The sequence below is a fragment of the Nocardiopsis sp. CA-288880 genome, from assembly GCF_050955985.1.
GTDB lineage: Bacteria > Actinomycetota > Actinomycetes > Streptosporangiales > Streptosporangiaceae > Nocardiopsis > Nocardiopsis tropica.
In genome coordinates this window covers 4,576,814-4,598,045 of record NZ_CP192105.1, presented here as the reverse complement: position 1 = coordinate 4,598,045, position 21,232 = coordinate 4,576,814, and the positions used below count along the sequence as shown (strand labels likewise).

Below are 21,232 nucleotides of genomic sequence, written 5' to 3'. Positions count from 1 at the left end.
GCGCACACCGACCCCGGCGCAGCCCGCGCCCTGCCGCGGCCCTCCTCCACCGCGGCCGCCGGGGCCCCGGCGCGCGCGCCGCGCACAGCGCCGTGACGCGCGCACACGCCCTGAGCGGGGAACAGCTGGTCCTGAGCTACGGCAGGTCCACGGTCGTCCACGGAGCCTCCCTCACCCTGGAGGCCGGCCGCGTGACCGCCCTGGTCGGACCCAACGGCAGCGGCAAGTCGACGCTCCTGCGCTCGCTCGCCCGACTGCACCGCGTCGACGACGGCCACGTCACCCTCGGCGGCCGCGACGGGCAGCCCGACCGCCCGGTGTCCCTGCTCAGCGCACGCCGCTTCGCCAGGGAGGTCACCCTCTTCTCCCAGTCCCGCCCCACCCCCGAGGGACTGGCGGTCAGCGAGGTCGTCGCCTTCGGGCGCCACCCCTACCGGCGCGGCTTCGCCGGCCTCTCCGCCGAGGACCGCCGCGCGATCGACCACGCCATGAGCGCCACCGGCGTGCAGGACATGGCCGCCCGGGCCGCCGGAGAGCTCTCCGGCGGGGAGATGCAGCGCGTCTGGCTCGCCGCCTGCCTGGCCCAGAACACCGGCGTCGTCCTGCTCGACGAGCCCACCAACCACCTCGACCTGCGCTACCAGATCGAGACCCTCGACCTGATCCGCGACCTCGCCGAGGACCACGGCGTCGCCGTGGGCGTCGTCCTGCACGACCTCGACCACGCGGCCCGCATCGCCGACACGCTGCTCCTGCTCAGCGCCGGCCGCGTCCGCGCCGCGGGCGACCCGGCCGAGGTCCTCACCACCCCGAACCTCAGCGAGGTCTACGGCATCCGGGTCGAGGTCGCCCAGGACCCCCGGACCGGCCGGCTCCGCATCGACCCCGTGGGCCGGCACACGGCCCGCGCCCGAACCACCGCCTCGGACCACCCGAGCACACAGGAACAGAGCAGAGAGAACCACCGATGACCCGTCTCCGCCACCTCGCGGCCGCGGCCTCCGCCGCCGCCGTCCTCGCCGCGACAGCATGCGGCACCACCAGCGTCGAGGAGGCCGACCCCGAGGCCGTCGCCGCACCCGCCTCCGAGAGCTGCGCCGACGACACCACGGCCACCTCCACCGACCCGGTCTCCCTCACCGACGGCGTCGGCCGGCAGGTCGAGCTCGACAAGCCCGCCGAACGCATCGCCGTCCTGGAATGGCAGCAGGTCGAGGACGCCCTCACCCTGTGCGTCACCCCCGTGGCCGTCTCCGACACCGAGGGCTACAGCACCTGGGTGAGCGCCGAGGAACTGCCCGAGGGCGTCACCGACATCGGCAGCCGCGAGGAGCCCGACCTCGACACCCTCTACGCGCAGAACCCCGACCTGGTCGTCGTGGAGGCCTTCAGCGCCGACGACGAGATCATCGCCCAGCTCGAGGAGCGCGGCGTGCCCGTCCTCGCCACCCTGGGCGCCGACCCGGCCGACCCCATCGGGAACATGCGCGAGGTCTTCGGGATGATCGGCGAGGCCACCGGCCGCACCGAGCGCGCCGAGCAGGAGCTCCAGAGGTTCGACGACCACCTCGCCGACGCCAAGGAGCAGGTGGCCGCCCTCGACCTGCCCACCACGGACTTCCTCTACTTCGACGGGTGGCTCCAGGGCGGCAACCTCACCATCCGCCCCTACGGCGAGGGCGCGCTGTTCACCGCGCTCGGCGAAGAGCTCGGCATGACCCCCGTCTGGACGGACGAGATCAACGAGGCCTACGGCGACGGCGGCGTCAACCCCTCCTACGGCCTCGCGCAGACCGACGTCGAGGGCCTCACCGCCGTGGGCGAGGCCAACCTCTTCTACGCCAACGACGAAGGCGTCGGCGGCTACGTCGAGGAGCTGGAGAAGAACCCCATCTGGACCTCCCTCCCCGCCGTCGAGGAGGAGCGCGCGCACGCCTTCCCCCCGCGGATCTGGGGCGCCGGCGGTCCGCGTTCGACGGAGCAGGCGATCGACGGGTTCGTCGACGCGCTCACCCAGGGATGAGCGGAACACTCCAGGCCCCGCCCCGGCGGTCCCCGCTGCCGCGCATCGGCATGCGCGGCGGCACCGCCGGGGCGGCGGTCGCCGCGACCCTCACCGCCGCGATCCTCGCCGTCGGCCTGTGGCACCTCACCCAGGGCACCTCCGGCGTGGGCTGGTGGGACCTGGCGCGCTACGCGCTCGGCGCGCGCGAGGACGTCGACGGGGTGCCGGTCGGCGACGTGCTCACCGGCTCGCGCCTCCCGCGCCTGTTCGCCGGCGTGGCAGTGGGCTTCGCCCTCGGCGTCGCCGGAGCGCTGCTGCAGTCGGTCACACGCAACGCGCTCGCCTCACCCGACACCCTCGCCGTCACGGCCGGCTCCTACTTCGCGCTCACCGCCGTGGCCGCCTTCGGCCTCGCCGTCCCGTTGTGGGCCTCCGGCCTGGTCGCCTTCACCGGCGGACTGCTCGCCGCCGCCGTCGTCCTGGGACTCGCCGGCCACGCCGCCGGAACTGCCACGACGCGGCTCATCCTGGCCGGCTCGGCCATGGCGATGGCCCTGGACGCGGCCACCGGCGTGATGCTCATCCTGTTCAAGGACAGCACCACCGGCCTCTACGCCTGGGGGAACGGCTCCCTCGTCCAGCTCAACATCGACGCCTCCCTGCGCGCCATGCCGCTCATCGCCGCGGTGCTGGTCGTCGCGCTGCTGCTGAGCCGGCGGCTGGACGTGCTCGGCCTGGGCGACGACACCGCCGCGTCGCTCGGCGTGCCCCTGCGCTCGACCCGGAACATCGCGGTGCTCTGCGCCGTGCTCCTCACCGGGGTCTCCGTCACGCTGGCCGGACCGATCGCCTTCATCGGCCTGGCCGCCCCCGTGCTCGCGCGCCTGATCGCCGGACGGATCCCCTCCCTGCGCCGCCACCTCCTCCTCGTCACCGTCTCCGGGCTCCTCGGCGCACTCCTGGTCCTGTTCGCCGACGCCTCCCTGCGCGCCGTGCTCGGCGCCGAGGGCGCCGCCTCCATCCCCACGGGTGTCCCCACGGCCGTGCTCGGCGGCCTCCTCATCGTCGTCCTCGCCCTGCGCCTGCGCGACGCGGGTCCCGTGCGCCGGCCGCCCGGCGCCAGGGCCGGGACGCGCACCCGCCGGCGCTTCCTCGGCGTCCTCCTCACCGCGGCGGTCCTGCTCGTCGCGGCCGTCCTCGTCGGCGTGCTCGCGGGCAGCCTGTGGCTGCGCACCGGCGACATCGCCCTCTGGCTCCAGGGAACCGCTCCCGACCTCATCGGCCGCGCCCTCGACGAACGGGTCCCCCGCGTGAGCGCCGCCGTCCTCGCCGGCGCGGCGCTCGCCCTGGCGGGCAGCCTCGTCCAGAGCACCGTGCGCAACCCCCTCGCGGAACCGGGCCTGCTCGGCATCACCGCCGGCGCGGGCCTGGGCGCGGTCATCGTCGTGACCTCCGCCGCGGGCAGCGGCCTGCCCTCCCTCGTCACCATGGCGATCCTCACCGGCCTGGCCACCTTCGCCGTGATCGCCGCCCTGGCCTGGAGGGGCGCACTGCGCCCGGACCGGTTCGTCCTCATCGGCATCGGGCTCAGCTACAGCCTGAGCGCCGTCACCACGTTCCTCCTCCTGCGCGCCGACCCCTGGCAGACCCCGCGCATCTTCACGTGGCTCTCCGGGACGACGTACGGGCGCACCTTCCCCGACGTCGTACCGGTCGCCGTGGTGCTCCTGGTCGCGGCGCCACTGGTCATCGGCCTGGCCCGCCATCTCGACCTGATCGCCGTCGACGAGGACACCCCCCGCATCCTCGGCATGCGGGTGGAGCGGACGCGGCTGGCGCTGCTCGGCGTCGCCGCGGTCCTCGCGGCCGTCAGCGTGGTCGCGGTCGGGGTCGTCGGCTTCGTCGGACTGGTGGCGCCCCACCTGGCCCGCGCACTGGTCGGCGCCCGGCACGGGCGCAGCATCCCCGTCTCGATCGTGCTCGGAGGACTGCTGGTCTGCGTCGCCGACACCCTCGGCCGCACGCTCATCGCTCCCTCCCAGATGCCGGCCGGGCTCATGATCGCCCTGGTCGGAGCCCCCTACCTCATCTGGCTGCTGCGCCGCTCCCACATCTGAGCCCCGCCGCCCGCACCCCACGAGGAGACCCCGATGCCACCCCGCCTCCCGGACGCGCCCGCCCACGGCACCGTCCTCCCGTTCGACCCCGAAGCCCGGCCCGCGCAGCTGGAGCGGATCGCGCCCGCCCAGGTGCTGGAGCGCTGGGCAGCGGTCGACCGCTCGAACCACGGGCCCCGGATCGTGGCCGTCCCCGACGCCGCAGGAGAGGGCTGGGCCGGCGCCGCGCTGGTGACGGCGCGCCCGCAGGCCGCCTACACCAAGATCGTCGATGCCGTCGGCGACGTCCCCGCCGCCGTGGAGGCGGTCCTCGCCCACGCCCGCGACCGGGGACTCGTGCAGGTCAAGTGGGAGGGGTGGACGGCCGCCGCCGCGGACGCCGCCGCCCTCGGCTTCAGCCCGATGGAGGCCCCGCGCGGGACGGCGGACGGCGTGGCCCGCCCGCCCGCGGGCTACGTGCGCTGGCTGGACGGAGACGGGGGCGGTGACGGGACGGCGGAGCCTCCGTACTACCGCCAGTCCACGAACTTCACCTGCGGCGCCGTCGTCGCCCTGCTCGCCCAGGTCCGGGCGGGGGCGGTGCCCCGCGACTCCCTCGACCGCACGGCGGAGCTCACGCTGTGGCGCGGCGCCACCAACTTCCCCGCCTGCGAACCCGTCGGCCTGGGCGTCGCCGTGCGCCGGACCTGGCCGGCCTCGCCCGTCACCGTCTTCCTCGACACGGACCGGCCCGTCCTCCTCGACTCCTACACCGAGGCCGAACAGGAGTGGCGCGCCCTCCTCCAGCAGGCGTCGCGCACGGACGCGGCCCGGGCCGGGGTCCCGATCGACCCGCACCGCCTCACCCTGCCCGGGATCCGCGGCGCGATCGACCGGGGCGACCGCGTCCTGCTCCTGCTCTCCCTGGAAGCGATGCTGGGCTTCGACGTGCCGCACTGGGTCCTCTGCCACGGCGCCGTACCCGGCGCCGTCGTGATCGAGGACCCGTGGACCAACGACGCCACCGGCGACACCTGGGTCGACGCCCACCTGCTGCCCGTGCCCGACGCCGCGCTCGACGCGATGGCGGCGGTGGAACGGGGCGGCCACCGCGGCGCCGTGGTCATCGGAGCGCCGGAGGCGGCGGGGTAGTACCGCCGGTGAAGCGGGGGCGGCCGGCTCACCCCTCGACGCGGTAGGCGCGGGCCTGGATCCCGTACAGCTCGGCGTAGCGTCCGCCGAGCTCCATGAGCTCGGCATGGGTGCCCTGCTCGATCACCCGCGCCCCGTCCATGACGACGACGAGGTCGGCCGTGCGCACGGTGGAGAAGCGGTGCGAGACCAGGAGCGTGACGCGGCCCCGGTCCTTGAGGGCTCGGGCGCGCTCCGCGTACCGCTCGAACAGCAGGTGCTCGGTCTCGGCGTCCAGGGCGGAGGCGGGCTCGTCCAGGAGCAGGAGCAGGGGTCGGTCGCGCATGTAGCCGCGGGCGAGCGCGACCTTCTGCCACTGCCCCTCGGAGAGCTCGGTCCCACCGGCCCAGGCACTGCCGAGCTGGGTGTCCAGCCCCCGGTCGAGCCGGTCGACCAAGGCGCCGGCGTCGGCGCGCTCGACCGCCCGCTCCACGGCCCCGCCCTCGCTGGACCCGGCCAGGTCACCCACCCCGATGGACAGGCGCAGCGGGTACTCGAAGCGGGCGAAGTCCTGGAAGGCTCCCGAGAGCCGTTTACGCCACGCGTCGGCAGGCATGTCGGCCAGGGGGACCCCGTCGACCAGGATCCTTCCGGAGTCGGGCTCGTACATCTTCGCCAGGAGCTTGACCAGCGTGGACTTGCCCGCTCCGTTCTCGCCGACGACGGCAACCACGGACCCTGCCGGCAGGTGGAGCGTGACGTCCTCCAAAACCCGCCGGTCCGTCCCGGGGTAGGTGAACGAGACCGCGTCCAAGGCGATGCCGGAGCTCATCCGTTCCGGCGGAGGGGTCGGGCTCCGTTCGGCCGCCATGGAGGCCAGCTCCTCGAGCCACAGCAGGCGGCGTCCTCCCTCCAGCCAGATCGTGCGGAGAAAGTGGACCTGGCTGAGCGCCTGGCCGAGGTACTGGGCCAGACGGCCGCCTGCGGTGAGGAGGAGGACGACCTCGGCCGCCGAGCCGCCGTTCAGCGCCACCCCGGCGACGGAGCCCGCGAACGCGCAGCCGAAGACCGTGAGCGCCGCAGCCTGCCACAGCGTGGTCGTCCAGCGGGCCCGGGCCATGGCACGGTGCCGTGCGGCCCAAGCCTGGTGGCGCCCTCGACGGACTCGTTCCCCGGCGCGGGCGACACGCAGCTCACGCCCGGGGGAGGCGTTCGTGCCCAGCAGGAAGAAGTGCCGTGCCAGGCGCTCGTGGTGTCCGAGCCTCTCCTCCAGCGCGTGCTCCGCCCCTCCCCGCCAGTGGGAGACCGCGGCGGTGGGCACCGCGAAGAGTCCCAGCAGTCCCAGCAGGGGATGGACGGTCATCAGCAGGGCCACGGTCAGGATCAGGCGCAGGACGGCGCCGACCACCTGGAACAGCTCCTGGTAGACCTCGCTCAACGTGTCCGCGTGGTCGCGGACGAGCTGGACCCGGTCGACGTAGGAGGGGCGTTCGTGGTGCTCCAGGGAGGGGAGGCCGCTCTGGAGCCGGACCACGTGCGCTTCCATGAACACGGCCGTGCGGTCGGCGAAACGGCGGTTGGCCCGCTCGCTCAGCAGGCGCAGCAGCCAGCTCATGACCGCCAGCGCGCCCAGGAGTACGGCGGCGGTGATCACGCCGAACTGCTCCCCGGACAGCACCGTGTCCGCGAGCAGAGCCAGGGCGGCGGCGATCAGGACGTCGGGGAGGGCGGCGGCGATCGTCGTGGCGAATGCGACGGCGATGAGTTCGGGGGAGGCGGTCCAGCCCAGGCGCAGTGTGCGGCCCAGGCCCCGCCAGGACGAGGGCAGGGGGTGGTCCTCAGCCGGCACTGTCGGCTCCGTCCTGGTCGTCGTCGAACCGTGCGGCCTGGAGCTGGAAGAGCCGCTTGTAGGCGCCCCCGAGGGCCATGAGTTCGTCGTGGCTCCCGAGCTCCACGACCCTGCCCCGGTCCACGACGCAGATCCGGTCGGCGCGGCGGACCGTGGAGAAGCGGTGGGAGATGAGCACGGTCGTGCACCCCCGGGTGGCCTCCAGGACGCGGTCGAAGACCTCGGCCTCGCCGCGTACGTCCAACTGGGCCGTGGGCTCGTCGAGGACGACCACTCCGGCTCCCGTGCTCACGGAGCACAGGACCCGGGCGAGGGCGACGCGCTGCCACTGCCCTCCGGAGAGGTCGGTGCCGTTCTCGTATCCGGGGGAGAGGACCCGGTCGGGGTCGCGCAGGTCCGCGGCGCCGGCGGCGGCCAGGGCTTCGAGGACCTCCTCGGGCGTGGCGCCCGGTGCGGCCACGTTGTCCGCGAGCGAGAGCTCGTAGCGGATGAAGTCCTGGAAGACCGCGCTGATCCGGCGGCGCCACGACTCCAGGTCCAGGTCCCGGAGATCGGTGCCGTCGACCTCGATCGTTCCCGAGACCGGATCGTAGAGGCGGCACAGGAGCTTGACCAGGGTCGACTTCCCGGCGCCGTTCACCCCGACCACGGCCAGCGAGCTCCCGGCCGGGACGGTGAGGTCCAGGCCGTCGAGGACCGGCGCGGACATGCCCGGATAGGCGAAGGTCACGTCCCGGAACCTGATCTCCGCCGCCGGCATCCCCTCTGCGGGGGCCCTGCCGGAGACCACGCTGCGGGCTTCGGCGCTCGACGACATCGTCCTCTCCACGCGCAGCACCGACGCGACCCCGTCGGCGGCCAGGGACAGGGCCCAGTTCAACCCGCCGAAGGCCAGTGCGCCGGCCCCCACCGCCGCGTAGGCGAAGGTGCTCACCTGGCCCAGGTCGACGGCGCCCGAGGCGGCGTCCCGTCCCAGGGACCAGAAGAACAGTCCTCCCGATACCGTCAGGACCACCACGGCCCAGCGCATGGGCCTCTGCCGCAGCCGGGTGGTGTGCCACCGCAGCTCGACCAGGGTCCGGCGTTCCGAGGCGAAGCGGTCCGTCAGCCAGCTCGCGAGGCCGAACAGTCGGATCTCCTTGGCGGCGGGGGAGTCCACCGCCAGCCGGTAGGAGTACTCGGCGCGGCGCTGGGCGTCCAGGACCTCCCCCGTGTGGCGGTCCCACCGGGTGCTCTCGCGGAGCAGCCAGTGGGTGGCGAGCCAGGCGCCTCCCACCAGGAGCGGCGCCCACCACGCGTAGGCGGCCAGGACCACCGCCTGCGCCAGGCCGGAGACCGCCTCCACCAGGCCGCCGGCGATGAAGCCCATCGACAGGTGCAGGGGCGGACCGGTCATGCCGAGGTCGAAGTCCCGGGCAGCGGCCAGCTCGTCCATGTGCGCACGGTTCTCCAGGTGCGCGACCCCTTCGGGGGCGCCCGCAGCGACGAGCAGCCGATCGTGCAGACGGTCGGAGACGTGCTCTCCCAGGAGGGAGCCGACCTGGGTGTGCAGGGGTGTTAGGAGCTGCATCAGGACGAAGACGGCGCCGATCAGGAGCAGCGGCGCCACCAGCGGGGCGCCGTCGGCGATGGCGCCGACGAGTGCTCCGACCGCCACGACGAAGCCGGCGGGAAGAACGCCCTGAAGAAGGATCAGCGCCCACCACAGGGCTGTCAACCTGGGGTGCGACTTCCACAGGGTGCCGAAGAAGACCCATTCCCTCCGCGCCTTGAGCAGGGCCGGCGGATTGCTCCTCCCGGGGCGCACCACTTCTTCGGTGTCAGGGGTGGGCACCCTGTGCACCAGCCTTTCTCTCGGTGGATCGTGATTCACGGGGAGATCGCTCGGTGCGACTGCCGGGTGGTGGAATGAAGGCATCAGGGAGTGCCCAGCTGCAATGGCTCGGCGATGTGGAACCTACCTTCGCCCTTGCCGGGAGGGCAACTCCATTCCGCGGGAAAGGCTGCTTCGGGAGTGCTTCCACCAGGCGGTTGATCAGATCTGAATTTTCCGCAGCACCGTTGTGGCCGTCCGTTCATCGGTGGGTTTTTCTCACGTCTTCGGGCCGGGACGTCTCAGGAGGAGCAGGGCGGCAGATGCGGTGATCTCCGGATGCGCCAGGGGACAGGCCGGATGCGGTGGGGGCCGGGTGGCCTCGGGCGATATTGTCGTGGTCGGAATGACGAAGCAGTTCGACGGCGAGTGCGCGCACGCCCCGACCACCTGATCCGGACAGGTACGCGCGGCCGACCACGACGCCACGCTCGGGGACGAGCCCGGTACGGCCGGTGCCGGGGAAACAACGGAGTTCGACCGGAATGCGGACGGGACCCGGGTCGGGCAGATCGGACCCGGACCGGCGATATCGAGGAATGCACCCGTATGACAGCCAGTGCCCAGCAGCTGATCGAAACGGCGCGTCCCGCACCGCCGGCCGGCCCTTTCGACTGGGGACAGGTCGAGTATCGGCTCGGGGCGTCCGTGCCGCAGGACTACCGCGAGCTTCTCGACGCCGGGGGCGGCGGACTGTGGCTCGGTTTCGTGAGGCTCTACGTTCCGGCGCCCGGCCCCGGTCTCCGGCACGTCGATCTCGAACGGTCGGGATTGGAGTTCGAACAGCTCCAGGACCTGTTCGAGGACGGGGTCGTGGGGCCGCCCGACGACCTCCGCCCCGGTTCCAGGCTGTTGCCCTGGGCCTCGACCGGCACGGGGGTCACGCTCTACTGGCAGGTCTCACCCGGGACGGCGGCCGAGGCGTACCCGGTCCGGGTCTCGGACCGCGACGGCGACGTGTGGGAGAGGTACGACCTGCCCACCACCGACCTCCTCCTGGGACTCGTCCGGGGCGAGGCGCGCGGTGAGCTGCTCGACGGGTCGTGGACGGACCGCGATGCGCTCTTCACGCCCTACACGGAGGAAGAGGCGCAAGGCGGATGACGGTCTGCGTGCCGGGGTTCTCCCATCCCGTTCCCCGGTGCGGTGATTCGCCTGCGGTCGGCGGTGCGGCCCGCTCCGGGGGCACCCGGCCCGAACCCCGGCGCGTCACCGGGATCGCCGCGGCCGTGCCCTCCTCCTGTTCCACCTGCAACGCCTCCACCCGTACGACGTGGGACGACCTCGGTGGGGCCTCGCTCGTACGAGGCCCCACGACGGGATCAGACGGTGAGGACGAGCTTGCCCCGGAGGTGACCGACCTCGAGCAGTCGGTGCGCGTCGGCGACGCGCTCGAAGGGGAACGTCTCCTGCACGTGGACCCGGAGCCTGCCCTGCTCGACGAGGTCGACGAGACCCAGGAGGGCGGCCGGATCGGGGTCGACCGCGATGCCGCTGAAGCGCATGCCGGCCGCCTCGTACGCGGCGGCGAGTCGCACGTCCCGCATGGCGGCCGCCGTCACCAGGTGACCGCCGGGCCGGAGCACGCCGAGCGACCTCTCGGCTGTCTCGCCGCCGATCGTGTCGAGTACGACGTCGATGTCGCGGACCGCCTCGGTGAAGTCGACCGCCGTGTAGTCGATCACCTCATCGGCGCCGAATCCCTCGACGAACTCCCGCTTGCTCCCGCCGGCGGTCGTCGTCACGTGTGCGCCGAGCGCTTTGGCGATCTGGATCGCGACGTGGCCGACCCCGCCGCCACCGCCGTGGACCAGGACGCGGTCGCCCTCGGTCACGCCGCCGAGGTCGACCAGACCCTGCCATGCCGTGAGCCCGACGGTCGGCAGCGCCGCCGCCTCGACGTGCGAGAGCGAGGCCGGCTTGCGTGCCAGGTGCAGCGCCGGCACGGACACGACCTCGGCGTACGCGCTCGCCGCCCGCGGGAACAGCGGCATTCCGAACACTTCTTCGCCGGGCTTGAACCGCCACGTCTGAGGCGCCTCCCCGACCACGCCGCTGATGTCCCAGCCGAGGGTGAACGGCGGCCGGCCGAACAAGGGGAACTCGCCGGCGCGCAGAAGCGCCTCCAGCGGGTTCAGCCCGATCGCCTCGACGAGGACGGGGACCTCGGTCGGGAGGGGCTGTGGTTCGGGCGCGTCCACGACGGTGAGCACTTCGGGACCGCCGAGCGTCTGCTGGGTGATGACTCGCATGACTCTCCTGGATTCGTTGGGAGGGAGAGCCCAAGCTAGATTTCCGCATAGGAACCAACAGGTACCTTTGGCGCCATGAGCGGATTCGGTCCCGGTGATCTCTTCCTCGCCGACTGTCCGGGGCGTCTGGCGGTCGAGCTCATCGCCGACAAGTGGACGGTGGTCGTGCTCTACGGCCTCAGCCAGGGCCCGGTGCGCCATGGCGAGCTGGTCGAGTTGATCGGCGGCATCTCCCGCAAGGTGCTCACCCAGACGCTGCGACGGCTCCAGGCGCACGGGATCGTCCGCCGCCACGCCTACGCCGAGGTGCCGCCCCGCGTCGAGTACGAGCTCACCCCGCTCGGGGCGACGCTGATCGATCCGATCCGCGTGCTGACCGAGTGGGCGATGGAGAACGGCGACGCAGTGCTCGACGCACTCGACGCCGGTCCCGAGCCGGTTGCCCGGAGCGACTGACCCGAACCCGTGTGATCCCGGTGCGGACGCCGTGCCGGAAACCATCCCGCTGTGCGGAGTGCGTGAGGTGCCTCGCCACGTCCTGTCGTCGCGCCGTGCGAGACTCCGTCGCGGAACCGGCCCCCGGCAGGCGACCGGTCCGCCGCACAACGGGAGGGGCACGGGGACCGGTGCGTATCGAGCTACACGATGTGCGGGACGAAGCCCTGGCCGAGTTCATGGAGGACTTCGCCGACCGGATCGGCAGGGTGGGTCACGGTTGGTGGCATTTCGTCCGGGAGTACCGGACCTGAATAGTCCTTTCGCGGTGGGAGGCCCTGATGGGCATGGCGATATGGGTGACGCCGATGGATTCCCACTGGACGAGCGGGAGGTTTTCCCTGTCTTGGAGCGAGAAAGATTGAGCGAAGAGTACTTCGACGAGGTCAGCAGGATGATCGGTTCGCCGTCCCCCGAGGCCATGTTCGATCCCGAACCGACGGAACAGGTTCTCGGGAGGAGGCTCCCCCGGGACTATGTCGCCTTGATGCGGGCCTACGGCGGTGTGGTGTCCACCATCGAGGACGCGTACCTCCTCCTTGCCGTCGGAGGGTGGGGGGACAAGGACGTCAAGAGTGTTGTCGAAGAGAGCAACTATGCCGTTTACTATCTAGCGGACTGCGTTGCGGAGTACCGTTTCATGGAGGATTCACGCAGGATCAGCACCTCATGGATCCTCTGTCGCGATCCGTACAACGTGTTCCGGATCGGCGAAGTCTTCGGAGAGACTCTTTATCTGTTTTTCGATCCGGATGTCTCGGACTGGACGGTGGTGTTCGGCAGTGGTTACCTGTGGTGGCAGTTTCGTGGCGGGATCTGTGAACTCCTGGTCAAAATGGTGAAGGGAGAGGTTGTGCTCCCCTATACAGAAGAGGACTATTTCATCGGATCGTCCTTCATGCAGGAACCGCGCCTGACCGAGTGATCTCCCGTGTCCGGAGGTCGGCGCCGGCGCTGCCGGGTCGAACTCGGAAGGCCCCGACCTCGGACAGGAACGTGCGTGCGGCACAGGTGAAAGGCGAGAGCCGGCGCGGATTTCTCCGTGCCTGCCTGATCACCGCTGGTCGAGGACGCGGTCGCGGACGGGAGGAGGAACCGGCCCTTCCGCACGGATCGCCGCGGCGCTATACACGTCTGAGGAGCGGATTTCGGGACCCCGCGAGGGGGCGGGCGACAGGGCGTGGTGGGTCATGGACGCGGAGACCGGCGAGCTCGGCGGATACCGGCTCCTGGAGGAGATCGGCCGGGGCGGCTTCGGCGTCGTCTACCGGGCGCAGGCCCCCGGCGGCGGCCCCGCGGCGGTGAAGCTCCTCCACGCCGGTGCGGGCGCGGACCCTGGCCTGAGGGAGACGTTCGCTCACGAGGTGGCGGCGGCACGCAGGGTCAGCCCGTTCTGCGTGGCGCGCGTCCTGGACGCCGACCCGCACGCCGAGCGGCCCTGGATCGCCAGTGAGTTCATCGAGGGCCGCACGCTCACGCAGGAGATCGGGGCGCGGGGCCCGCGCCGCGGCGCGGACCTGCACCGCCTGGCCGTGTCCACGGCCACCGCGCTGACGGCGATCCACCGGGCCGGCGTCGCCCACCGGGACTTCAAACCGGACAACATCATGATGGCGCCGGACGGCCCCAGGGTCATCGACTTCGGGATAGCGCGCTCCTTCGAGAACACGGTCTTCCAGGCCACGGCCAAGGTCGGAACCCTGCGCTACATGGCGCCCGAACGGCTGAACGACGCCCCGTACCTGACCCCCGCGGTGGACGTCTTCTCGTGGGGCGCGGTGATGGTCTACGCGGCGAGCGGGCGGCACGCGTTCGAGGGGCGCACCCCGGTCGCCGTGATCACGAGGATCCTGACGGGCGACCCCGACTGCTCGGCAGTCCCGGAGGAACTGCGCGGACTCGTCGTCCGGTGCCTGGACAGGGAGCCCGACCGGCGACCGACCGCCCACCAGGTGCTCAACTCCCTGCTGGGCCTCGGCGCGGACGACACGGACGTCGAGACCGCGCTGGTCTCGGGCAGGACCGCGGCGACCGGGGCGGCCGGGACGCTGCTGACGGAGGAGATCCGCGGCGTCCCGACCCTGCGGGAGACCCTGGAACTGACGGAGGAGCTGCCGCGTTCCGGGGCGCGGCCCGGGCGCCCGTACGGGTTCGCCGGCGGGTGGTACCGCTCGCTCGGCGGCCTGGCCGAGGCCTTCCAGGCGGACACGGACGCCGCGTGCGAGCTTTTCGGGGATCCCGACGAGCGGGCGGACCTGGCCGCGTGGATCGCCGAGGACCCGGAGGGCGCCGGGATCGACCCGGACCTGTTCCGCCGACAGCCGGTGGACGTCGAGCTGGCGGTCCTGCGGTTCGTCGCCCGGGTCCGACCGGACCTGCCGCCGAGGTACCGGGGGACCGACGTGGGACTGTCCGGAGCGCGGGCGACGGCCGCCGGGCGGGCGGACCCGTTGGGCGACGACATCGACCTGCCCCTGAACGCGGCCGAGGCGGCGGCCGGGTACGACTGCCGGGAACCCGGCCACCCGTGCCGCCCCGGGCAGGGGTGCGACGAGTACCGGCGCATGATCAGGGCGGCGCGGTCCGCGCTGGCCCTCTACCTCCGGGAGAGCGAGCGCTACGCCGCGGCGCTGTCCGCGGCCGAGCCCCGATCCCGGGCGGCGTTCGACCGCAGGGCGGACGGCGGCCTGTTCCTCCGGGCCGTCCTGGCCCCGGACGAATGGCGGCGCGCGGTCGGGCGGGAGCGCGACGCCCTGGACGCGCCGTTGCGGCGGCACCTGCCGCCCGGGCTTCCGTCCGGGACCCCGCAGCCGGTGTGGGCGTGCCACGGGCTGGTGGTCCGTGTCCTCCGCGAACTCCTCGTCCAGCTCGACTCCCGGCACCGGAAGCTGAGCGAGAGGATCGAACGGCGGGAGGCGTTCGCACTGGCGCTCAGACGCCGGAACACGCAGCACACGTGGGCCCGCCTGATCGCGGCGGGTGCGGCGTGCCTGTTCGCCCTCCCGCTCTACTTCGGCGACGACCGGGCGGTGGACGCGGTCACGGGGACGGCGCTGACGGCGTTGCTCTGGTCGGTCTTCTTCCTGCTCGGTTACGCCCTGGTGATGGTCGCCGCCGACTCCTACGAGATGCTGCACCCCCCGCCGTCGGACAGGATGAGGAAGAAGTACCGGTCCGCCAGGGGGTGGCGGAACAAGGCGCGCAAGGCGGAGGAGGACGCCGCCCGGCTCCGCCGGGAACTCGTGGAACTGGACGGGGTCCGCGAGCGGTTGCCCGCCTGAGGCGGCCTGGACCACTCGGGCCGGGAGCCGGGCTCGCGGGCGACGCCGCCTCCCGCGCCCCGGCGCGTCGCCCGGGGCGGGGGGACGCCGCCGGGGGTGGTCCTGTCCCGCAGAACATGGCGGTAGGCCGAGACGGGCGGGTGTGAAGGGCGTTTCCCCTCGTCGTGGGGTGTGCACTCAGGGCCAAGAAACCGAGGACCGTGGGTCAAGGACATTTCGGCGAGAAGTCCATAGCTTGGGTGGGCCGGGGAGGGACGGACTCCCCGGCGGTCCAGGGCCGAGGGGCGCGGCCCACGACGCGCGGCCCCGTTTCGCACGAGGCTGAGCACGCCCCGACCCCATCATCGCCATGAGTGAGGAAGAGCCCTATGTCCCCCACCCCCCGTGGAAACCGCTTTCGGCGCCTGGCGTCGGTCGCCGCGGCCGCTGCCGGTCTCCTGACCCTGACCGCGGTTCCGGCGTCAGCGCATGTCTACGACGGCGCCGACCCGCAGTCCACCGGATGCTCCGCCAACTCGACCACGGTGGACCAGATCTCCCGTGACGGTATGACCTTCCAGCTGAGGTGGTCCTCCACCTGCTCGACCAACTGGGTGCGCATCGTCGGCTATCCCGGGACGATCCCCGCCTCCCAGCGCGCCGGACTGTGGATGGACGTCAGGGACGTCGACCGCGGCGTCTCGGCGCTGTTCACCGGGAGCACGTCCATCAGCGGAACACGCTGGGGCAACATGGTCTACTCACCCGGAAGCAACTGCGCCCTGGGACGCGTCAACTACAAGGTCGGCGGCACCGACGGCAGCTACGACCTCGTCCTGTCCAGCAGCTCCTGCTGACACGGGCGGACCCCGTCACGGGTCATTCGGCGCCCCGGACCGCACCCGCGGCCCGGGGCGCGTCGGCGGTGGTGCGCGGCTCAGGGGCAGCTGCTCTCCCACATGGCCGACAGTGGCCCTCCACATGAGGCGGTATAACCGCATGCGGTCTTCAGGTCACAGATCGGACGAACCGGCCGGTAACCGGGGGACGGTCGGGGATCGTGGAGCCGGAGCACGCACGCGTCCACGGGCCGCGGGCGGTGCCCCACGCCCGGTCGGACGGGCTCCCCCTCCCCACCGCTCGAAGGGTTCCGATGACTGATCGCACGGAGTCGATCGAATCGATGCGGCAGCTCGCCGCGGCCTGGCGCACCATGGTGCTCGACCGCGACGCGGACGCCGACGTCCGGGACCTGCCCGGCATCGCCGTCCGCTGGGCCGACTGCCGGTTCGCGTTCTGGAACTGCGTCACGCTGACCGACGTCGGCGCGGACGCGGCGCTCGTCGAGGAGCGTCTGACCGGGGCGGCGGAGATCATGCGCTCCAAGGCCCGTCCGGGGTTCCTGTGGCTGTTCGAGGACCTCCTCGGCGAGGACGCGCGGGACGGGGTGCGGGCGGTCGCGGAGAGGGCCGGCCTGGAGTTCGCCTTCTCCGGCACCGGCATGGCCGGGGACCTCCTCCCCGTCGCCGAGCCCTCCCACCCCGACCTGGTCTTCGTGCGCGTGACCACCGAGGAGCAGCTCCGGGAGTACGCGGACCTCAACTCGCGCGCGTACGGGTTCCCGCTGGAGGACGGCCGGGACGGGCTCCTCGGGTCCGCGCTGTGGAAACAGGGGGTGTACGCCTACCTCGGCCTGCGCGACGGCGTCCCCGTGACGTGCGCCGCGACGGTGGAGGCGGAGGGCCGCCTGTTCGTGGCGCTCGTCGCCACGCACCCGGACTGGCAGCGCAGGGGCTACGGCGAGGCGGTCACGCGCAAGGCGCTGCACGAGGGCGGGCGGGCCACCGGCCTGACCCGCGCCACCCTGCACGCGACCGAGGCGGGGGCGCCCGTGTACCCCCGCATCGGCTTCCGGCCGAACTCCCCGGTGCACTTCTACGGCCTGAAGGGCTGAGCGCCCCGGCGGGTCCGAGGCGGGCCCCGCGCCCGGGCCGCGGCGAAGAGCGCCGGAACGAGGCGAGCGGCGGGCCAGGGTCCGAGGACCCCTGAGTGGCAAACCCGCCGCTCGCCGATCGAAAACCCGAGAGAGAGGGTCTCGGGAATCCCAGGGGGCTCCCGGTCGACGGGAAAGACATCCTGGGCACCCCGAAAGGGACATCCGTTTGCATTCCGGTGCCGGATGGGCCGAACCCCGGACGCCGTCGTGAGCCTTCACTACGCTCGCCCCGACAGCGCTGCGAGGAGAGGCAGAGGATGCGGGAGATCGAGGCGAAGTACCGGGTGCACGACCCGGAGGCGGTTCTGACCGCGCTCCGGGAGGCCGGGGTGTCCCTGGGGGAGCCGGTCCACCAGGACGACACGGCCTACGCGCCTCCCGGCTGGGATCCGGGGCAGGGCAAGCGCGGCTTCACCTTCGCACGCCTGCGCACCGAGGACGGCGTGCACATCGTGACGACCAAGACCCCGCTGGCGAACGCGATGGAGTGCGTGGAGCACGAGACGGCCGTCGCCGGCCGGGACGGGATGCACGGTGTCCTGACCGCGCTGGGCTACGTGCCGAGCGTGCGGATCGTCAAGAGCCGCCGGACGGGACGGGCCGGCCCGATCGCGGTGTGCCTCGACGACGTGCGGGGAGCCGGGGTGTTCCTGGAGCTCGAGGTGCTGGTCGACGACGACCGGGACGGACGTGCGGCCCAGGAGGAGCTGGACGCGTGGGCGCGCGGACTCGGTGCGGACCTGGAGCGGGTCACGCAGACCTACGACGTCCTGGTGCGCCCCGTGCCCGCCTGAGGCCCGCGGCGGCGCCCCGCGCTCAGCTCCCGTGCCGGGGACCGTCGTGCGGCGGGTGCGGGCCGGCCCGCACGGCGCTTCGCGACGCGATGGCGCTGTGCCGGGGGCCTCATCGGGGGAGGCGGAGGGGCCCGCTGCTCTCCCGGGGCACCAGCTCTCCGCCGGGGAGCATCTCCTCGGCCACCGGTGCGCCCTCGACGGCCCCGATGAGCAGGGTCGCCGCGCGGCGGCCGTATCCGACGATGTCGCGGCGGACCGCCGTCAGGGCCGGTCTCACCAGACGGCACAGGAGCGAGTCGTCCCAGGCCACGATGGACAGCTCGGAGGGGACCGCGACGCCCATCTCCTCGGCCACCGCCAGCCCGCCCACCGCCATCACGTCGTTGTCGTACACCAGGGCCGTCGGGCTCTCGGGCAGGGCCAGGAGGCGCCGGGTGGCACGCGCGCTGTGCTCCCCGCTGCCGTCGGTGTGCACGACTGCGGCCCGGTGTCCGAGGTCGCGCGCGGTCTGTTCGAAGGCCTTGGCCCGCGCGTGCGCGTGGGCGAGGTCGGCGGGCCCCGCGACGTGGGCCAGGCTCGTGTGCCCCAGGGCGACGAGGTAGTGCATGACCTCGTTCATCGTGGGGCGGTCGTCGACCGGCAGTGACAGCGTGCCGTTCCCGTCCACCGCGGCTCCGAGGACCAGGGCGGGCACGGCGGGCGGAGACGCGGGGGGCCGGCCCATGCGCTCCTCGGCCAGGATCACGCCGTCGACCCGGCCCCGGGTCTCCCAGCGGCGGCGCCGGGAATCCTCCGCGGCGGGGTCGGAGTGCACGATCATGTCCATCCCGGTGGAGGCGAGTGTGTGCTGGACCCCCTCGACCAGGAGCGCGAAGGACGAGTGGCTGCCCCAGAGGCGGCCCGCCCGGCGGGTCACCAGTCCGATGGTGGCGGTCCTGCCGCCCGAGGACAGGGCGCGCGCCGGACCGCTGGGCGACCAGCCGAAGTCGCGGGCGGTGGCCAGGATGCGCTCGCGGGTCTGTGCGGAGACACCGGGGCGGCCGTTGAGGGCGTAGGACACCGCTCCTTTGGAGACCCCCGCCGCTCTGGCGATGTCCATGATCGTCGGGCGCCGCATCATCGAGCCCATCGGTACTCCTGTCGGGTGTGTCCGGTCGCGGCACGGGGCCTGAGCGGGTCAGGGCGTGCGGGGTCAGGGCACGGTGATCTTCGCGACGGCCTCGCGGGTGAGTCCGCGGTCCGCGGGTTCGGGGTCCAGCGCCCGGTGGATCCCCGTCCCCTCGATGAGGGCGTCGAGCCGGCGGGCCGTGCGCGCGTCGAAGTGGCGCTCCAGAGGGAACGGACCGCTGTTCTGTCTCGGTTGAGGTCGTACAAGCGTGCCAGAACCTCAGCACGAACTTTCCCGACCCAGAGCCTCAGCGCTCCATACGAGGTGCTGAACCTGATGTGGCGGTCCAAGACCCGCGACAAGGGACGAAGCCTCGCTGGACAAGGCACGTGCGCTGGTGGGATCTCCTGCCGCTGGACAGTGCGTCGGCAGAGGTGACCACCTCGATGACCGCACATCGGAGCCCTGGGCCCGGGGGAGGCCGGGCCGGTTCCGCGGTTGTGGTGGCCCGCCCGGTTTTCATCGGTCCTCGCATGCGCACTTCACTCAGGAAGAACGGAGTGCTTCGTCAACGCGCCCCACCTCCCCTGTGAGTATGCGTCTACAGGACGGGCTCGCCGTTCTCCAGGTAGACCGTTGTGCCCTCCTGGCGCGCGCGTGCGCCATGGGTGATCCTGCGCGCGAGACGAAGGATCGTTGCCGCCTCGATCGTGGCTACGTCGTGGAACTCGTATCCGGTCAGCTCGGCCGGATCGAGGGTGATCTGGTCCAGCCACCCCTGACCCAGCACCCCCCCGTCGAAGACGAACAGCTGCTTGTCTCCTTCGGAGGGGTTGGGTGCCCAGTCCACGACCAATAGCCGTCCGATGGGTGGAGCGATCCCCAGTTCCTCCTTCACCTCGCGCACTGCGGCCTGGGTCGGTGTCTCACCGTGCTCGATGTAGCCGCCGGGGATATCCAGGTAGTCCTTGTAGGAGGGAACTACCATCATCACCTGACCGAGGTGATTGAAGAACAGGGCACCTGCGGCGACCCGGGGGCGGGAGAAGGATTCTGTGGGATCAGAGACCATGCTCCGACAATAACGGCCTTCGCGTCAGAACATCCCCATCCGGTGCGCCAGATCCGCCAGCCTCCGATCCCGCCTCCCCGCCTTGGTTCGCATCATGCGTACCACGATCTGATGGCTCATCACGTGCCGGTGGACATGGGAGACGGCCAGTCTCTCCGCCTCGAGCATGCGCTCAACGGCTGACGGAATCTGGTTGACGTCCGCGAACGCTCCGGCCACGTCGAAGAGATGACGTACCCGCCTCTCCCGTGGCAGGGCCGAGGTATCGACACCAACTCCCAGCTCGAGGACAGCACGCGGATCTCCGAGGCTGGCGGCAACGGTCGCTCTGTGCAGGAGCACGTTGGTCGGCCCGAACGCCGTCCACAGATGGTTGGCGTCTCGCCCGAGCCGGGAAGCAACGCGTTCGGCTTCCTTCAGGTACTCCATCGCGCTGGCACGATCCCCGTTGCGCGCTGCGGCCACGGCTCCCGGCAACAACAGGGTGCCATAGACGGATAACAGTCGCGTATTGGTGGGACGACTGCCCTGCTCCCGCCGCAGGTACGAAGCGGCTTCCCCTGTCAGCGCGACAGCCGTCTCATGTTGCCCGCGTGAGTGGAGGGAGTGCACCCCCGAACGCATCAGGGAACCCTGCAGGGGCAGATCGCCGTAGTCGAAGGCCGCCTTCATTCCTCGCTCCGTCGCGATCCAAGCCAAATCTGGTTCTCCGACCTTGGTGAGGATCATCGCGCACGCCTGACAAGCCAGGGCGAGCAGAGCTCCGGCCCGCCGCCTCTGCTCACCTTCGTAGACACGCACCGCGGTCTGCGCCTGAGCGAGGAGGTCGGGGAGCCCACGAAACACCCGGCTGTAGTCGGATGCTTGGTAGGCGCCCATGACTGTTTCCGCCTCGTTTCGAAGAAAGCGCAGGTCCGGTTGCTCACCGTTGTTTTCGGCGAACGGGAAAACCGGGCTGATCTGGCGGTAGTCCATCAAGACTGACCGGATCTGTGCGACATGCACGTCCGTTTCCTCATGGTGCCCATGGTGCGAGTGGTCTCCGATCAGAGCGATGAGGGGAACGCCGAGGGCCTCGGCCAGTGAGCTGATCACCGAGAGTCGGTCCAAGGGCGCCCGGTCGTTCTCGACCTTGCCCAGCCAGTCGGCCGTTCTCCCGACCAGACCCGCCAGCACCTCTTGAGAAAGGCCGCGTCGGAGCCGGTGCCAGGCGACCCGCTGGCCGGGGCTGAGCTGAGGGGAACTCGGCGGCATCAGAGCCCTTCCTGAACACCCCGGAATTTCTTTCCGGGTTACGCGGA

18 protein-coding genes are annotated in these 21,232 nt (G+C 72.1%); 12 read left to right on the top strand and 6 right to left on the bottom strand.

Annotated elements, in window-relative coordinates:
• Positions 1 to 92: 92 nt before the first annotated feature.
• Genes ACQPYD_RS20105 through ACQPYD_RS20090 form a run of 4 tightly spaced genes read left to right on the top strand, consistent with a single transcriptional unit; the run spans position 93 to position 5,253 of the window.
• Entirely contained in the window at positions 93 to 971 is an 879-nt protein-coding gene (locus ACQPYD_RS20105; RefSeq protein WP_433697139.1) for an ABC transporter ATP-binding protein, read from the top strand.
• On the top strand, positions 968 to 2,023 hold the full coding sequence (locus ACQPYD_RS20100; protein WP_433697138.1) for an iron-siderophore ABC transporter substrate-binding protein: 1,056 nt from the start codon (positions 968 to 970) through the stop codon (positions 2,021 to 2,023). The genes ACQPYD_RS20105 and ACQPYD_RS20100 overlap by 4 nt, the downstream gene beginning before the upstream one ends.
• The gene (locus ACQPYD_RS20095) at positions 2,020 to 4,122 is read left to right on the top strand and encodes an iron ABC transporter permease (RefSeq protein ID WP_433697137.1); all 2,103 of its coding nucleotides are present in this window, start codon (positions 2,020 to 2,022) and stop codon (positions 4,120 to 4,122) included. The genes ACQPYD_RS20100 and ACQPYD_RS20095 overlap by 4 nt, the downstream gene beginning before the upstream one ends.
• Before the next feature lie 33 nt (positions 4,123 to 4,155).
• The gene (locus ACQPYD_RS20090; RefSeq protein ID WP_433697136.1) at positions 4,156 to 5,253 is read left to right on the top strand and encodes a peptidase C39 family protein; all 1,098 of its coding nucleotides are present in this window, start codon (positions 4,156 to 4,158) and stop codon (positions 5,251 to 5,253) included.
• Between the two features lie 28 nt (positions 5,254 to 5,281).
• On the opposite strand, the gene ACQPYD_RS20085 is transcribed toward ACQPYD_RS20090, so the two are convergent.
• A complete protein-coding gene (locus ACQPYD_RS20085) occupies positions 5,282 to 7,081 on the bottom strand; it encodes an ABC transporter ATP-binding protein (protein ID WP_433697135.1) in 1,800 nt (599 codons plus the stop codon).
• Positions 7,071 to 8,924, bottom strand: a complete 1,854-nt coding sequence (locus ACQPYD_RS20080; protein ID WP_433697134.1) for an ABC transporter ATP-binding protein — start codon at positions 8,922 to 8,924, stop codon at positions 7,071 to 7,073. The genes ACQPYD_RS20085 and ACQPYD_RS20080 overlap by 11 nt, the downstream gene beginning before the upstream one ends.
• 579 nt (positions 8,925 to 9,503) lie before the next feature.
• Here ACQPYD_RS20080 and ACQPYD_RS20075 point away from each other — a divergent pair.
• A complete protein-coding gene (locus tag ACQPYD_RS20075; protein WP_433697133.1) occupies positions 9,504 to 10,058 on the top strand; it encodes a hypothetical protein in 555 nt (184 codons plus the stop codon).
• Between the two features lie 218 nt (positions 10,059 to 10,276).
• On the opposite strand, the gene ACQPYD_RS20070 is transcribed toward ACQPYD_RS20075, so the two are convergent.
• Positions 10,277 to 11,206 (bottom strand): NADP-dependent oxidoreductase, encoded by a 930-nt coding sequence (locus ACQPYD_RS20070; protein ID WP_433697132.1) that lies wholly within the window; start codon positions 11,204 to 11,206, stop codon positions 10,277 to 10,279.
• A 75-nt stretch (positions 11,207 to 11,281) separates the two neighbouring features.
• Here ACQPYD_RS20070 and ACQPYD_RS20065 point away from each other — a divergent pair, with 75 nt between their 5' ends.
• The 7 genes from ACQPYD_RS20065 (at position 11,282) to ACQPYD_RS20035 (ending at position 17,751) form a co-directional block, all read left to right on the top strand.
• Positions 11,282 to 11,662, top strand: a complete 381-nt coding sequence (locus tag ACQPYD_RS20065) for a winged helix-turn-helix transcriptional regulator (protein WP_433697131.1) — start codon at positions 11,282 to 11,284, stop codon at positions 11,660 to 11,662.
• 170 nt (positions 11,663 to 11,832) lie between these two features.
• Positions 11,833 to 11,955, top strand: a complete 123-nt coding sequence (locus ACQPYD_RS20060) for a hypothetical protein (protein WP_433697130.1) — start codon at positions 11,833 to 11,835, stop codon at positions 11,953 to 11,955.
• A 41-nt stretch (positions 11,956 to 11,996) separates the two neighbouring features.
• The gene (locus ACQPYD_RS20055) at positions 11,997 to 12,626 is read left to right on the top strand and encodes a hypothetical protein (protein ID WP_433697129.1); all 630 of its coding nucleotides are present in this window, start codon (positions 11,997 to 11,999) and stop codon (positions 12,624 to 12,626) included.
• Positions 12,627 to 12,891: 265 nt separating this feature from the next.
• The gene (locus ACQPYD_RS20050; protein WP_433697128.1) at positions 12,892 to 14,982 is read left to right on the top strand and encodes a serine/threonine-protein kinase; all 2,091 of its coding nucleotides are present in this window, start codon (positions 12,892 to 12,894) and stop codon (positions 14,980 to 14,982) included.
• 368 nt (positions 14,983 to 15,350) lie between these two features.
• Complete coding sequence (locus tag ACQPYD_RS20045; RefSeq protein WP_433697127.1) at positions 15,351 to 15,818, top strand: DUF2690 domain-containing protein; 468 nt, start codon at positions 15,351 to 15,353, stop codon at positions 15,816 to 15,818.
• 296 nt (positions 15,819 to 16,114) lie between these two features.
• Entirely contained in the window at positions 16,115 to 16,915 is an 801-nt protein-coding gene (locus ACQPYD_RS20040; RefSeq protein ID WP_433697126.1) for a GNAT family N-acetyltransferase, read from the top strand.
• A 299-nt stretch (positions 16,916 to 17,214) separates the two neighbouring features.
• Complete coding sequence (locus tag ACQPYD_RS20035) at positions 17,215 to 17,751, top strand: class IV adenylate cyclase (protein ID WP_433697125.1); 537 nt, start codon at positions 17,215 to 17,217, stop codon at positions 17,749 to 17,751.
• Positions 17,752 to 17,860: 109 nt separating this feature from the next.
• Here the strand turns inward: ACQPYD_RS20035 and ACQPYD_RS20030 are convergent, their stop codons facing one another.
• The 3 genes from ACQPYD_RS20030 to ACQPYD_RS20020 all read right to left on the bottom strand — a co-directional run bounded on the left by ACQPYD_RS20030 (position 17,861) and on the right by ACQPYD_RS20020 (position 21,185).
• Positions 17,861 to 18,880 (bottom strand): LacI family DNA-binding transcriptional regulator, encoded by a 1,020-nt coding sequence (locus ACQPYD_RS20030; protein ID WP_433697124.1) that lies wholly within the window; start codon positions 18,878 to 18,880, stop codon positions 17,861 to 17,863.
• 580 nt (positions 18,881 to 19,460) lie between these two features.
• Positions 19,461 to 19,931 carry an NUDIX domain-containing protein gene (locus ACQPYD_RS20025; RefSeq protein ID WP_433697123.1) on the bottom strand — a complete coding sequence of 157 codons (471 nt, stop codon included), beginning with the start codon at positions 19,929 to 19,931 and terminating at the stop codon, positions 19,461 to 19,463.
• Between the two features lie 24 nt (positions 19,932 to 19,955).
• Positions 19,956 to 21,185, bottom strand: coding sequence for a helix-turn-helix domain-containing protein (locus tag ACQPYD_RS20020; RefSeq protein WP_433697122.1), 1,230 nt, complete (start codon positions 21,183 to 21,185; stop codon positions 19,956 to 19,958).
• Between the last annotated feature and the right edge of the window lie 47 nt (positions 21,186 to 21,232).

Bases quoted from the DNA above. Each gene is read 5' to 3' on its own strand.
- ACQPYD_RS20100 (WP_433697138.1), top strand. From the start codon at position 968: ATGACCCGTCTCCGCCACCTCGCGGCCGCGGCCTCCGCCGCCGCCGTC.
- ACQPYD_RS20095 (WP_433697137.1), top strand. From the start codon at position 2,020: ATGAGCGGAACACTCCAGGCCCCGCCCCGGCGGTCCCCGCTGCCGCGC.
- ACQPYD_RS20090 (WP_433697136.1), top strand. From the start codon at position 4,156: ATGCCACCCCGCCTCCCGGACGCGCCCGCCCACGGCACCGTCCTCCCG.
- ACQPYD_RS20075 (WP_433697133.1), top strand. From the start codon at position 9,504: ATGACAGCCAGTGCCCAGCAGCTGATCGAAACGGCGCGTCCCGCACCG.
- ACQPYD_RS20070 (WP_433697132.1), bottom strand. From the start codon at position 11,206: ATGCGAGTCATCACCCAGCAGACGCTCGGCGGTCCCGAAGTGCTCACC.
- ACQPYD_RS20065 (WP_433697131.1), top strand. From the start codon at position 11,282: ATGAGCGGATTCGGTCCCGGTGATCTCTTCCTCGCCGACTGTCCGGGG.
- ACQPYD_RS20055 (WP_433697129.1), top strand. From the start codon at position 11,997: ATGGGTGACGCCGATGGATTCCCACTGGACGAGCGGGAGGTTTTCCCT.
- ACQPYD_RS20050 (WP_433697128.1), top strand. From the start codon at position 12,892: ATGGACGCGGAGACCGGCGAGCTCGGCGGATACCGGCTCCTGGAGGAG.
- ACQPYD_RS20045 (WP_433697127.1), top strand. From the start codon at position 15,351: ATGTCCCCCACCCCCCGTGGAAACCGCTTTCGGCGCCTGGCGTCGGTC.
- ACQPYD_RS20040 (WP_433697126.1), top strand. From the start codon at position 16,115: ATGACTGATCGCACGGAGTCGATCGAATCGATGCGGCAGCTCGCCGCG.
- ACQPYD_RS20035 (WP_433697125.1), top strand. From the start codon at position 17,215: ATGCGGGAGATCGAGGCGAAGTACCGGGTGCACGACCCGGAGGCGGTT.
- ACQPYD_RS20030 (WP_433697124.1), bottom strand. From the start codon at position 18,880: ATGGGCTCGATGATGCGGCGCCCGACGATCATGGACATCGCCAGAGCG.
- ACQPYD_RS20025 (WP_433697123.1), bottom strand. From the start codon at position 19,931: ATGGTCTCTGATCCCACAGAATCCTTCTCCCGCCCCCGGGTCGCCGCA.
- ACQPYD_RS20020 (WP_433697122.1), bottom strand. From the start codon at position 21,185: ATGCCGCCGAGTTCCCCTCAGCTCAGCCCCGGCCAGCGGGTCGCCTGG.